Below are 13,482 nucleotides of genomic sequence, written 5' to 3'. Positions count from 1 at the left end.
GCGTTTGCCCAGCTCAACCCCTAAACTCCAGCACACGTGTGACTACGAACTGCGGAACCCGGGTTTCCCCGCAGGCACGCCGAACGGTCGTCCCCGCCAAGACGGCTCGGGCGCTGGCCCGAAAAGGAGGTCAAGGTGGCTACGAGTCCCTCCGCCCATCGTGGCGGGCCCCGGCGGAAGAGACTGCTCGTCGTCAGAGCGCTGGTCGCCGGTGTGATTGGTGTCGTGACGGCGGCCACGGCCGCGGTGACGATGCCGTCGGCGGACGCGGCGGAGAGCACGCTGGGTGCGGCGGCCGCGCAGTCAGGCCGGTACTTCGGCACGGCGATCGCGGCCGGCCGGCTCGGCAACTCGACGTACACCACGATCGCCGGACGTGAGTTCAACATGGTGACGGCCGAGAACGAGATGAAGCCCGACGCCACCCAGCCACAGCGCGGGCAGTTCAGCTTCAGCTCCGGGGATCAGATCTACAACTGGGCCACACAACGCGGGATGAAGGTGCGCGGCCACACTCTGGCCTGGCATGCACAGCAGCCCGGGTGGATGCAGGGCCTGTCCGGCTCCACGCTGCGCCAGGCCATGATCGATCACATCAACGGGGTGATGGGTCACTACAAGGGCAAGTTGGCCGCCTGGGACGTGGTGAACGAGGCGTTCAACGAGGACGGCAGCCGCCGCCAGTCGAACCTGCAGGGGACCGGCAACGACTGGATCGAGGTGGCGTTCCGCACCGCCCGCACCGCCGACCCGTCGGTCAAGCTCTGCTACAACGACTACAACATCGAAAACTGGTCGTACGGCAAGACCCAGGGCGTGTACCGCATGGTCCAGGACTTCAAGTCCCGAGGAGTGCCGATCGACTGCGTCGGGCTGCAGACCCACTTCACCGGCGGCAGCTCTCTGCCGGGCAACTTCCAGACCACGCTGTCCAGCTTCGCCGCCCTCGGCGTGGACGTGGCCCTGACCGAGGTCGACGTCACCAACGCGTCGACATCGCAGTACGCGGGGCTGACCCAGGCGTGCCTGAACGTGCCGCGCTGCGTCGGGATCACGGTGTGGGGCGTGCGTGACAGCGACTCGTGGCGGTCCAGTGAAAGCCCGCTGCTGTTCGACGGCAACGGAAACAAGAAGGCCGCCTACACGTCGGTGCTCAATGCCCTCAACGCCGTCACCCCGACCACCTCACCGACCGCGAGCCCGACGACGAGCGTCTCACCCAACCCGCCGGGTGGCTCGGGCACGATCGCCGGAGTGCAGTCCGGCCGGTGCATCGACGTGCCCAACGCGACGCAGACCAACGGCACGCGCGTACAGCTCTACGACTGCCACGGCCAGACCAACCAGTCGTGGAACTACACCTCAAGCAAGCATCTGCAGGTATACGGCAGCAAGTGCCTGGACGCCAACGGCGCCGCGACGGCCAACGGCACCGCCGTCATCATCTGGGACTGCAACGGCGGGGCCAACCAGCAGTGGAACGTCAACTCCAACGGCACCATCAGCGGCGTGCAGTCCGGCCGGTGCCTGGACGTGTGGGGCACGGGCAACGGGCAGCAGATCCAGCTGTACGACTGCCACGGGCAGACCAACCAGCAGTGGCGGACCAACTTCACGAGCGGCCCGACCTCACCGCCCCCGACCTCACCGCCCCCGTCCTCTCCTCCCCCGAGCGGTTGCGCTCTTCCGTCGACGTACCGCTGGTCGTCGACCGGCGCGCTGGTGAACCCGCAGCACGGGTGGCTATCGCTCAAGGACTTCACCAACGTTGTCTACAACGGCAAGCACCTGGTCTACGCGACGAACGTCTCGAGCGCAGGATCGTATGGCTCGATGAACTTCAGCCTGTTCACGAACTGGTCCGACATGGCCTCGGCCACCCAGACCGGGATGAGTCAGGGCACGGTGGCGCCCACGCTGCTCTACTTCGCCCCGAAGAACATCTGGGTGCTGGCCTACCAGTGGGGGCCGACCTCGTTCAGCTACAAGACGTCGACCGACCCGACCAACGCCAACGGCTGGTCCGGGCCGCAGACGCTGTCCACCGCCAGCCTTCCCGACGCCCCGTATGGCGTGATCGACCAGACCCTCATCGGTGACGACCAGAACATGTACCTGTTCTTCGCCGGTGACAACGGCAAGATCTACCGATCGAGCATGCCGATCGGGAACTTCCCGGGCAGCTTCGGCTCGAACTACACGACGATCATGAGCGACTCCACCAACAACCTGTTCGAAGGGGTCGAGGTCTACAAGGTCCAAGGCCAAAACCAGTACCTGATGATCGTCGAGGCGATCGGAAGCCAAGGGCAGCGCTACTTCCGCTCGTTCACATCCAACAGCCTGAGCGGGTCGTGGACCCCGCAGGCCGCCAGCGAGAGCAACCCGTTCGCCGGCAAGGCCAACAGCGGTGCCACCTGGACCAACGACATCAGCCACGGTGACCTGGTCCGCAGCAACCCCGACCAGACCAAGACCATCGATGCGTGCAACCTCCAGTTCCTCTACCAGGGGAAGAACCCCAGCGCCGGGGGCGACTACAACCGGCTGCCGTGGCGGCCAGGTGTGTTGACCCTGCAGCGCTAGGGGGAAGGCCTGCTGACCCAGACCAACCCCATTCGCTGACCGGGGCGGTCGCGAACTCGGCGCGATTAGCTTGAGCCGGGCGCGCCGATCGAAACCAGGGGTGCCCAGTTGATGAGCGGGCAGCCATTCTGGGCGTCCTTGAGATACTCGCGCTGGGCGGTACGGAGGGCAGCCGGCGCGGGGGCTCCGTCCGCCAGTTCGCCGTACGTGCTAGCCAGGATGCGGCCGGTCGGCCGGTCCGGTACGCGGTGCAGGGCACCGATCACCGCGCGGGCGCCCCGCAGCAGGGCGACGGTGGGCAGCCCGACGGGTTCGTGCCCGGGCGCATGGTCGAGTGCGCCGGACCAGCAGGCGCCCATGACCCACCACAATGGAACCTCGCACCGCAGTAATACTCCGGCAAACAGCCGTCCTTGCTCGCCCAGGCGCAGCGAGTGCGCCAAGCCTCGGACGTGATCACCGTGGGCGCTGATTACGCCGAGCTCGTACCTGCTGCCCTTGTCTAGGGCCTTCACGAGGGGCGCGGCGAGGGGCGGTACCTCCGTCAGCCGGAAGTACTGCTTCAGCATGTCCCGTTCCACCGAGGTACCACGAAGCCCGGTATCCAGGACCGCGACAGCTCGCCGGACGGGTCGAACCTTCCGCGTACTCGCGATGGCCGCGACGGCCAGCGACGGCGCGAGCGTAACCGTGGCTCGTTCCACCAGATGCACGTCCCCGATTCGGATCGCGGCGAACGGCACCGACCACATCTCCCCGGCCGGAACCATCACCAGGTCAGTGCCTTCTGGACCGGAGTCCGATGTGGCTAGTACAGCCTTCAGCCGTTCGGGTATGAGCCGGGCGAGCCCGACCTGCCAGGGATGGGTGGGCTTTGCGAGCAGGTCCATGACGGTGTCTGGGTTGGCGAGCTGGCGTATCCAGCGCACCTGCTGGGTGTCCAAGGTGATCGTCTCGACGACGGGTGTGTCGGGAAGTGGCGGAACCCACACCGCGTACACGGTTGCCGCGCCGGCACCCCACTCGACGTCGTAGACGACGGCGTGCGTCGTCGGGCCGAGTCTCGCCCGCAGTTCGCGTATCGACTCCACCCTGCCGGCGCGACGCAGCAGTGCGGTGCCGATGAGGTCGGCCAACCGGGCGTGGTCCTCCTGCAATGCCTGGGCCGCCATTGCGTTCCACGCCGCAGCCTCCTTGGCGCTGATCCGGCCGGTGGCCTGGAACGGATCCGGTCCGCCATCCTCGATGGCGGCGATGCTGCGCAGTAGCCGGTCCAGCTCACCGCCGACTGCAAGGCTACCTTTCGCCAGTGCGGCTGGGTCGGCGTTCAGGGTGGCGGCCAGCGCCTGCGAGCGAGCGCTCTCCACCACCTCCAGAGCGGCGTGCCCGTCACCGGCGGCAGCCGCGAGTGATAGCGCCCGCAGATAGGTGGGGCGCTTGTCCTGGTATAACTGCGCCTGGCTGCGGGCGCTACCCATCCGGCGCCGCTGGCTTTCCAGCAGCCGCACCTCCTCCAGCGCTGCACGTGCTCCGTCGTCGAGACGGCCCTGCATGGTCATGAGGAGGGCCATCCCGCCACGAAGTTCCGCGCTGGCGCCTGGCCACGCAGCGGATTCCAGCTTGCTCGCCTGGCGGTAGTACTCCTCGGCGCCGGCAGTATTCCTCTCCGCCAGCTCGGCGTCGGCGAGCATCGTGAAGATCACCGAGCCGGTACCGCGATGGGTGAGCTTGGGAATGAGTTCACTCGCGGCGAGCAGGTGGTGCTTTGCCCGTGCGAAGCCTGCGCCGTCGGTTGCCTCCCACTTCGCCAGCCCCATCAGCGTGCCTACCTCGCCGTCGACGTACCCGCAGCCTCGGGCGCGCTGCAACGCCTCTTCCCAGTAAGCTTTCGCCTTCGCGGTCTCTCGGCGTGTGTGTGCGGCCTGGGCCGCGGCGTTGAGGGCAAACACGCTGCCCCGATCGTCCCCAACCCTGAGGTAGAGCTCTACCGCCTTTTCTGCCAGCGCCCCGTCATCCGTGCCGCCCGGGTCGAGGGAGCACAGCCGGCTCAGCGCATCGGCCTGCCCCTTCAGGTTCCCGTACGCCTCGTGCACCGCGGCCGCCTTTTGGAAGACCAGGCGGGCGAGGGACGGATCGTCCAGCCGGGTGCCACAGTCGTAGAGCTGGTCCCCGAGCACTCCCATCCCCTCCGGCTTGTGCGGGAGAATTGCGTCGGCCACCGCAGCCAGTTCAGCGCCCAGCCGGCCGAGAACCTCGTCCTTCCCACGGGGATCGCCGCTATCCAAATAGAGGTCGATGGCCGCGGCAATGGCCTCGTTTCGGACTCTTCGATCGCCTAGCGGGAAAAGCTCTGAGGATAGCTCCAGTAGAGCTTGGGCCTTGGCCTTGGCGCTCATCCGCGAGTTACGCAGGATGTCTCGCAACCGAGCCGCGCCGTCCCTATCCCGGCCCACTCGACGTCGAAACATCGCCACCCCCAGCATGATCGATGCACGGCTTATCGGCAGCCCGATCGTATGCACGTGACGCTACCGGTCGTGATAGGTTGCGGCGTGCACTCGGGTAGCTACGGTGGTTACAGCACGGTCATCCTCCTGGCAGCGGCCGCCGCCTTCGTCGCCTTGGCTGCGACCGCAATGCTCACCGATCATGATGCTCTGGCTGGCACGTTTGGCCTGCTGGCGTTGCTCGGCTTCGTCTTGGCCGCCCTCGCGCCCCGGATCCAAGGCGAGGTCAAGGCGGGCCTGAGCGGTTTCCAGTTCGAACTGGTCCGCGAGGTCATCGATGCCGGAGCCCGCACGGGCAGCCCGGACGACGTGGTCCTCGCGGCAATCCGGAGAGCGATCGCCAACCAGGATTCTCAGGAGCGCGAAGATTCTCGGGAGCACGAAGATTCTCGGGAGCACGAACCCGACGTGGACTTTCGAGGCCCCCCATCCCGGCGCGACACCATCGACAGGTCAGCCGACGACCTCCTGGCGCTGGCCCGCCGGACGCTGGACAGGCAATAACGCCGACGGCCGCCTCCAATTCGGGTACGCACCGCCCGCGTGTGCCGCGCACGATCGTGAACGCGGACGACCTTCACGCCACGCTGCCCGTGGATGCTCACGTGATGCGCGGGCAGCGACTGGTAGTACAACTCGGGCGATGGGACCTGCATCGCGAAGCCACCCTGCGCCATCGCGGCGGCGAACAGTCGTCGTGCAGTTTCTTGGGCGATGCGGTGCGGTTCGGCTTCCTGGGCGGACAGCGCCCGGGCGATGCTGGTGGTGCGTTTGGCTTCCAGGCGGTCAATCTCCGCGTGTATTCATGGTCCGGCGATTCCAGCGTGTCGGCTGGTCGGGTCCGGTGTCCATCGGTGCTGACACCCAAACGGTGAGGGCTGGCACCCAGCCGTGGTGGCCGCCCCGCAGCGAATGGGTGTCGGCACGGATAGTGATCGCGGGTCGGCGCGGCGATCGTTGAGGGACGGCCTGATCCCCGCCTGCGGGACTGGCCCAGGTGGCGTGCGGGGCGCGACTGACGCGAGCCGGGCACGGCAGGCGCTGGACCGGCGAACGGGCCGGGACAAGGAGGATGCGTTCGCGTCGGCGTTCCGCTATGTGTGGCTACGCTACTTCGCCCTCATTGGAGAATCGATGACCTCGACGAGGTCTTTCGCTTCGCAGCACGGAAGGAGGATGACAGATGGTCGCCGTCACACCCTGCGGGGCCGGGCCGCCGGGGGTGGCAATCCGTATCGTCTTGCGGACGGAGGAGCCGTGGATCAGTTCGACGACCAGCGCCGTGACGACATGGACACCGGGCTGTGGCGCCGCCACCACCGGCCGGGCCACGCCAGTCGGTCACCGATTCGCCGACGCTGGCCCGGCTGGCTGTTGCTCGCGGTCGCTGGTGCCGCTATCGCCGCAGGCGTCGTCGCCGGGCTGGGCCTGCTCCTCGCGGTGGGTCTGGTCGTGGCCGCCGTTGCCGTATCTGTATTGGCCGCCGACACGGGTTTCGAACATCGGCACCGCCCTCACCGGTGAGGCCAGCCAACCGTGCGACGGCGGCACCGCGCAGCCACCGCGATGACCCTGCAGCAGATGTACCTGGTGCTGCTGCTGGGCGGGACCGTGCTGCTGGCCAGCATCGCCGCCGCGCGGATGGCCAGCCGGCTCGGCCTGCCCAGCTTGCTGCTGTTCCTGGCCGTCGGTGTCGTCCTCGGCGAGGATGTGCTCGGCCTGCACTTCGACGACGCCCAACTGGCCCAGACCGCCGGGACCGCTGCGCTGGCGGTCATCCTCGTCGAGGGTGGCCTGACCACCGGCTGGACCGACGTCAAACGCCTCCTCGCGCCGGCCGGGGTGCTGGCCAGCGCCGGCGTCGGTATCTCCGTGGTGGTCACCGCCACCGGAGCGCATCTGCTACTGGGCATGGACTGGCACCTGGCGCTGCTGCTCGGAGCGATCGTGTCCTCCACCGACGCCGCCGCAGTGTTCGCCGTGCTGCGCGCCTTGCCCCTGCCGCGCAAGGTGACCGGCCTGGTGGAGGCGGAGTCCGGGTTCAACGACGCCCCCACTATCATCCTGGTGCTGGTGTTCAGCACCGCCGCCGCGGACCTGCCCCACCCCGCTCACATCGTGGCGAATGTGGCCTACCAGCTGGTGGTTGGCGCCGCCCTCGGGTTCGTGGTTGGCCGGATCGGGGTCGCTGCCCTGCGGCACATCGCGCTACCCGCGACCGGCCTGTACCCGCTGGCAACCGTCGGGTTCGGCATCGTCGCGTTCGCCGCCGCCGGCGCCGCCAACGCCAGCGGCATCATCGCCGCCTACCTCGCCGGACTCGTGCTGGGCAACTCAGCCCTACCGCACCGGGCCGCCACCCGCTCGTTCGCCGAAGGCGCCGGCTGGCTGGCCCAGATCGGCCTGTTCGTCATGCTCGGCCTACTGGTCACTCCCCGCGAACTGCCCGCCGCCGCGCTGCCTGCCATCGCCGTCGGCCTGGTCTTGCTGCTTCTTGCAAGGCCGATCTCCGTGCTGGCCTGCCTGACACCGTTCCGCGTCCCGTGGCGGGAGCAGGCGTTCGTGTCCTGGGCCGGGCTGCGCGGCGCGGTCCCCATCGTGCTGGGCACGTTCCCGATCGTGGCCGGCGTGGCCGGCAGCACGGACCTGCTCAATATCGTCTTCGTCCTCGTGGTGATCTTCACTTTGATCCAGGGCCCCACCCTGCCGGCTGTCGCCCGCTGGCTCGGCCTTGCCCGGCCGGGTGCGTTGCGAGAGGTCCATGTGGAGGCCGCGCCACTGGACGTGCTGGACGCAGACCTGCTCACCGTCGCCATCCCACCGGGCTCCCGCCTGCATGGGGTGACGATCCGCGAATTGCGGCTACCGGCGCCGACCGTGGTCACGCTGATCATTCGCGACCTCACCACGTTCGTCCCCGACCACGCCACCGTCCTGCGCGCCGGCGACGAACTGCTGCTGGTCACCACCCCGCAGGTCCGCGAGGCCACGGAACGGAGGCTACGGGCGGTCGGCCGCCGCGGTCGGCTCGCGCACTGGTTCGGCGAAACCGGCGACCCGAACCTGCCGGCACCCCACCCCGACGCCGCGGCCAACTCGTCCACCGGTATCCCGACTGGGAGGACAGGATGAACATCGAACGCACCGCACTACCCGGCGTCGGCGTCTGCCACACCGCCACCACCACAAGCCGGCAGCACCTCGGGATCATCAGCCATGTCACCGGCCGACGCGACTTGGTCCTCTACGACCCCGACTTCGTGTTCCACCATGGCGACACCGTCGTCGCGGTCGGCGACCACGACGGCGTCACCGCCCTCACCGACATCCTCACCAGCAACCCGATCTGACACCTGGCGGAGCAGCCACGCCCGGGTCCCTCGGAGCAAACCGCACGGCGGGCTCTGCGGCCAGATCATCCGCGGCACGGGCCATGTCCGACGAACCCCGGAGGCGAGGCTGCCTGGCACCCAGCAGGTTCACGGGCGCGGACAGTTACTCGTCCCCAACACGGCCCCCGCCACCCCGCGCCCGCGTCAACGCGTCGCCGGATGGGCGGGCGGTCCTGCGGACCAGCGGCTCCACCGCCCGCGCGGCGAGCGGCGCAACCACCGCAAGGATCAGCACGTACGCCGCGGCGAGTGGGCCGAGGCTGGCATGGGCGCCGGCCGCCACCGCCAGCCCGGCGATGACGATGTTGAACTCGCCACGCGGAATCAAGGCCGCACCCGCCCGGGCCCGGCCAGCCCGGCCTATACCGGCGCGACCGGCGGCCCACCACCCGGTGATGTACTTCGTACCGATCCCCACCACCGCCAGGAGCAGCGCCAGACCGGCGACCGGCGGGAGATCCGCCGGATTGGTCTGCAAGCCGAAGAACACGAAGAACACCGCCGCGAACAGATCCCGCAACGGCGACAGCAACTCCCGCGCCGTGTGCGCCAGAGGCCCGGACAGGGCGATACCGACCAGGAACGCACCCACCGCCGCCGACACCTGCAACTGCTGGGCGATCCCGGCGACCAGCACCGTCAAGCCGAGCACCTTCAGCAGCAGCACCTCCTGGCTCGGCGAGTCCACGAACGCCTCCACCGCCCGCCCGAACCGCAACGCGACGAACAACACCACCGCCACCGCCGCGGCGGCGATACCCAGGGCCAGAGAACCACCCAGCAAACCACTGCCGGCCAGCACCGCGGTCAGGATCGGCAAATACAACGCCATCGTCAGGTCTTCCATCACCAGCAGCGACAACACCACCGGGGTCTCCCGGTTACCGATCCAATCCAGATCATTGAGCACCTTCGCTGCAATGCCGGAGGAGGTCACGTAGGTGACGCCGCCCAGCGCGAGCGCGGCGACCGGCCCCCACCCCATCACCACCGCGACGATCACACCGGGGGCGGCATTGAGGACCAAATCCAGCAGGCCGCCCACCGCGGACGTGCGCAGCGTGCCGACCAACTCCGGTGCGGTGTACTCCAACCCGAGGGTGAACAGCAACAGGATCACGCCGATCTCTGCGCCGGTGGCGATGAACTCCTCACTGGTATCCAACGGCAGCAGCCCGCCGTGCCCGAACGCCAACCCCGCCAGCAGGTACAGCGGGATAGGGGAGATCCCGAACCGGACTGACAACGCCCCCAACAACCCCAAACCGAGCAGCACCGCGCCGAACTCGATCAGCAGCAGCGAACCGTGCACGCCCACTCAGCCCTCGGCCAGCACTGCCGCCACTGCGGCGGTGCCCTCCGCGGTGCCGACCACCACCACGATGTCACCGGCCCGGAACCCGAAATCCGGTCGCGGGCTAACCATCACCTCACTGCCACGCACCACCGCCACGATCGACGCCCCAGTACGGGTACGCGCATGCGTATCACCAAGACTTCGCCCGTCATACGGCGAACCCGCGGGAACCGGGATCTGCGCGGTCACCAACCCCTCCACCTGCCGGTGCAGCTCACCCATCCGCTCCACCACCCGCATCGACGCCAACAGTTCGGCCATCCCGTTGGCCTCCTCCGAGTTCAGCGTCAGCGTCACCGCCGCGGTGTCCGGGTCCTCCCGGTCATACACCACCACCTCCCGCCGGCCCGTCCGATGCGAGACCACCCCCACCCGCCGCCCCCGCTCGGTCACGAACTCGTGCCGCAACCCGATACCAGGCAACGGGGTCCGCTGCACCTCCAACAGACTCTCCCTTCCGTAAAGAACAACGACGCGCCGGGCACCCCGCCCAGCCAGCAGCCACCCGGCACTGTATCCGTGGACAAGACCCGGGTCCTACCGCCAGAGGAACGCCGGAGGAACGCGTCGCAGTGCGGACGATCTGCTGCACCGGCCAGCGGGGGTACCCCGTCCGCCGGCCCTCACCACAGCCGTGGATACATGAGCCAAAATCGCGACCGCCCCGCGACGCCGCCGACATGATCGGGCCGGCCAGCTATTGGTTGACCAGGTTGTACCAGTCGGTCAAGTTGACGACCTGGATCTGACCGGGGGTGATTCTTGGTGCCTGGGCACGGAGTTCGAGGTCGGCGGTGGCGGCGATGCGTCGGATGCCGTCGCTGAGGGAGGCGGCGGTGGTCCTGCCGCCGGTCCGGTTGCGCAGCAGTGGCACGCGGACCCGGCCGTCGTAGGTGGTGAACTGTCGGGCACGTGGATAGGCGGCCAGGTGAGCCGCGAGGTGTTCGGCGACGACCGGGGGCAGGATGAGCGGCATGCGGCCTGCCAGGCGCAGGCTGATGCGTTGCGTGTGGGGCACGATGTCGATATCGGCGACGTCGAACGAGCTGATCTGACGCGGGCGGATTCGCCCGTCGGCCGCCAGCAGGAACAGGGCGACCGTGGCAGGGCGGTCGGGGCGTCGCGCGGCGCAGCGCAACAGCCGTATGGTCTGCGTGGCGGTGAGCATGTTCGGGTGCTGCCGCCGGCGCATCTCTGGTGGCGTGGCCCGTTGTGGTGACGCGGCCAGCAGCCGCTGCTCGCCGAGGCGGGTGATAGGAGTGGTTGAGGGCTGGGCGGGCGGTTCGTCTCTTGGTGGCGGCAGGTGTGCTTGCCGGCGTGGCCCGCACCAGCGCAGCCAGGTGAGTAGGGGTTGGATGTCGTGCTTGGTCTCGCGTTCGTAGGTGGCGAGCGCCAGCGGTGCGGGCCGGGATGCGTCGATGCCGCGGGGCAGGCACCAGGACAGCCAGTCGGCCACGTCGTCGCCGTAGGTGGGGTACCTGCCCGTGAACGATGACGCCAGGGCCACGAGATTCGTATGCGAAGCCATCGATTCGCCCTGCCAAGGTTCCGGGGTTTGGGGTCGGGCTGGTTTGCGACCAGACAAGGTCAGCTTGACGACGTGGCCTTGCCGGTGTCTATCCGTGGCGACACCCACTCGGCCTCGGGCGCGTCGATCCTGTGGGGGCGGGAGCGGCCCCGATTAGGGTGCGTCGCGCTTCGGGAAGGCCGGGTGTCGTTCTAATCGCCCGTTCGGTCATCTCCAGGCGCCCGGCCTCTCACCGGAGCCGATGGTGACGGCGACTGCTGTCACTGATTGTGGTGCCGGCTACGGTTCGATGAGGCCGGCGCGGATGGCGTACCTGGTCAGTTCCAGGCGGTCGCGGAGGCCGAGTTTCTGCAGCAGGTTGGCGCGGTGGCGTTCGACGGTCTTGATGCTGATGAACAGCATTTCGGCGATCTGTTTGGAGGAGTGGCCTTCGGCGACGAGTTTGAGGATTTCTTCTTCGCGGTCGGTGATGGCTTTGCCGGGGCCGTCTTCGCCGGCGGCGGCGTGTTCGAGGTAGTTGCGGATGATGGCGTTGACGGCGCCGGGGTAGAGGAACGGTTCGCCGCGCATGGCGGCGCGGCAGGCGTCGATCAGGTCGCGGTCGGCGACGGATTTGAGGACGTATCCAGAGGCGCCGGCTTTGAGGGATTCGAGCAGGTACTGCTCGTTGTCGTACATGGTCAGGATGAGGATGCGCATGTGGGGGAGCAGCCGGGACAGCTCCCGGGCGGCCTGTAGCCCGGTCATGCGGGGCATGCCGATGTCGAGGATGGCCAGGTCGGGCTGTTCGGCGCGGGCCTGGGTGATTGCTTCGGCGCCGTCGGAGGCTTCGGCGACCACGGTCATGTCCGGTTCGTTGTCGAGGATCAGCCGCACGCCGCGGCGTACCAGGGCGTGGTCGTCGGCGAGCAGGATGCGGACCGGCCGCGTCTCGGTGGTCATCGGCCGCTGCCCGGTTGTGTGGCCGCGGCCGGTGTGGGGGCGCGGAGCCGGACCTCGGTGCCGCCGCCGGAGCGTGGGCCGACGTTCAGGTGGGCGCCGATGAGCAGGGCCCGTTCGCGCATGCCGCGCAGGCCCGCGCCTTCGGGGGCACCGCGCAGACCGCGGCCGTCGTCGCGGATGCACAGCTCGACGCTGTCGGGTCGGTTGTGCAGGGTGAGGTTGACGTGGCGGGCGTGGGCGTGGCGGGCGGTGTTGGTGAGGGCTTCCTGAGCCACCCGGTACAGCACGAGCTCGACGTCGGCGCCGAGGTCGGGCAGGTCGGTGTCGAGGCTGCGGTGCACGGTCAGTCCTCCGGTGGTGAACTCGCTGGCTAACGCTTTCAGTGCGCTGGCCAGGCCGAGTTCTTCCAGTACGCCGGGGCGTAGCCGGCGGGCGATGCGCCGGATCTCGTCCAGGCTGTTGCGGGTGGTTTCCTGCACCTGATACAGCTGCTCGCGTACCGGTGGCGGGGCTTGGTCGGCGACCCGTTTGAGCTCCAGCAGCACCGCGGTCAGGGTTTGGCCGATCTCGTCGTGCAGTTCCTGGGCGACGCGGCGGCGTTCGCCTTCCTGGGCGGACAGGGCGCGGGCGGTGCTGGTGGCGCGTTCGGCTTCCAGCCGGTCGATCATCGTGTTGAACGTGCGGATCAGCTCGACGATCCCGGTGTGTCCGGTGGCTGGCAGCCGATGCCCGGGCCGGAGCAGGTCGATGGTGGTCATCGTGCGGGTGAGTCGCTGCAGTGGGGCGAGCCCGATCCGCAGCACGACCGCGTTGGCGACCAGCATGACGACCGTGCCGGCGACGAGGACCAGCGCCTCGGCGAGCACAACCGGTGTGGACACGGTGGCCGGGCCCAGTATGAGCAGGATCATCGCCGCGGCGAGCACTGCCGCGTTGAGCAGGAAGATGCGCCAGAACAGAGACAACCGGTATGGCCTCCTCGCAGGTGTTACTGCCACTATGCCGCCTCACCCGAGGTCTTTTCCGCTGGTCGTTCACGCCGGTCCGGTACCAGCGTTGCCGGTCGCGGCCTGGCCGCCTATCGGTGCCAACACCCATCCCGCCGTGCGTTCGCGTCCTGGACCCGCTGGCGTCATGGGTGGCGGTGGTCGCGGATTGGGTGCCAGCACC

Annotated in this window: 12 protein-coding genes; 6 read left to right on the top strand and 6 right to left on the bottom strand. The window is 68.6% G+C overall.

All coding sequences use genetic code 11. The features are described from left to right. Positions 1-135 precede the first annotated feature (135 nt). Complete coding sequence (locus V6V89_RS35040) at positions 136-2,586, top strand: non-reducing end alpha-L-arabinofuranosidase family hydrolase (protein WP_334623903.1); 2,451 nt, start codon at positions 136-138, stop codon at positions 2,584-2,586. 65 nt (positions 2,587-2,651) lie between these two features. On the opposite strand, the gene V6V89_RS35035 is transcribed toward V6V89_RS35040, so the two are convergent. After that, positions 2,652-4,805, bottom strand: coding sequence for a CHAT domain-containing protein (locus V6V89_RS35035; protein WP_334623901.1), 2,154 nt, complete (start codon positions 4,803-4,805; stop codon positions 2,652-2,654). 303 nt (positions 4,806-5,108) lie between these two features. Between V6V89_RS35035 and V6V89_RS35030 the strand changes: the two genes are divergently transcribed. The 5 genes from V6V89_RS35030 (at position 5,109) to V6V89_RS35010 (ending at position 8,443) form a co-directional block, all read left to right on the top strand. Further along, positions 5,109-5,597, top strand: a complete 489-nt coding sequence (locus V6V89_RS35030) for a hypothetical protein (protein WP_334623899.1) — start codon at positions 5,109-5,111, stop codon at positions 5,595-5,597. A gap of 41 nt (positions 5,598-5,638) precedes the next feature. After that, positions 5,639-5,968 carry a hypothetical protein gene (locus V6V89_RS35025; RefSeq protein ID WP_334623897.1) on the top strand — a complete coding sequence of 110 codons (330 nt, stop codon included), beginning with the start codon at positions 5,639-5,641 and terminating at the stop codon, positions 5,966-5,968. 382 nt (positions 5,969-6,350) lie between these two features. Next, positions 6,351-6,617 carry a hypothetical protein gene (locus V6V89_RS35020; protein ID WP_334623895.1) on the top strand — a complete coding sequence of 89 codons (267 nt, stop codon included), beginning with the start codon at positions 6,351-6,353 and terminating at the stop codon, positions 6,615-6,617. Positions 6,618-6,659: 42 nt separating this feature from the next. Continuing rightward, a complete protein-coding gene (locus tag V6V89_RS35015; RefSeq protein ID WP_334623893.1) occupies positions 6,660-8,225 on the top strand; it encodes a potassium/proton antiporter in 1,566 nt (521 codons plus the stop codon). Further along, on the top strand, positions 8,222-8,443 hold the full coding sequence (locus tag V6V89_RS35010; protein ID WP_334623891.1) for a hypothetical protein: 222 nt from the start codon (positions 8,222-8,224) through the stop codon (positions 8,441-8,443). The genes V6V89_RS35015 and V6V89_RS35010 overlap by 4 nt, the downstream gene beginning before the upstream one ends. Positions 8,444-8,588: 145 nt before the next feature. On the opposite strand, the gene V6V89_RS35005 is transcribed toward V6V89_RS35010, so the two are convergent. The 5 genes from V6V89_RS35005 to V6V89_RS34985 form a co-directional block, all read right to left on the bottom strand. After that, the gene (locus V6V89_RS35005; RefSeq protein ID WP_334623889.1) at positions 8,589-9,797 is read right to left on the bottom strand and encodes a cation:proton antiporter; all 1,209 of its coding nucleotides are present in this window, start codon (positions 9,795-9,797) and stop codon (positions 8,589-8,591) included. A gap of 6 nt (positions 9,798-9,803) precedes the next feature. Beyond that, a complete protein-coding gene (locus V6V89_RS35000; protein ID WP_334623887.1) occupies positions 9,804-10,286 on the bottom strand; it encodes a cation:proton antiporter regulatory subunit in 483 nt (160 codons plus the stop codon). 253 nt (positions 10,287-10,539) lie between these two features. Next, positions 10,540-11,370, bottom strand: coding sequence for a hypothetical protein (locus tag V6V89_RS34995; protein WP_334623885.1), 831 nt, complete (start codon positions 11,368-11,370; stop codon positions 10,540-10,542). Between the two features lie 279 nt (positions 11,371-11,649). Continuing rightward, entirely contained in the window at positions 11,650-12,312 is a 663-nt protein-coding gene (locus tag V6V89_RS34990) for a response regulator transcription factor (RefSeq protein WP_334623884.1), read from the bottom strand. Beyond that, complete coding sequence (locus tag V6V89_RS34985; protein WP_334623883.1) at positions 12,309-13,277, bottom strand: HAMP domain-containing sensor histidine kinase; 969 nt, start codon at positions 13,275-13,277, stop codon at positions 12,309-12,311. Before V6V89_RS34985 ends, V6V89_RS34990 begins: the two co-directional genes overlap by 4 nt. Between the last annotated feature and the right edge of the window lie 205 nt (positions 13,278-13,482).

Origin of the sequence: Micromonospora sp. CPCC 206061 (genome assembly GCF_036906915.1) — a bacterium.
Classification (GTDB): domain Bacteria; phylum Actinomycetota; class Actinomycetes; order Mycobacteriales; family Micromonosporaceae; genus Phytohabitans.
This window is presented reverse-complemented; position numbering and strand designations above follow the sequence as displayed.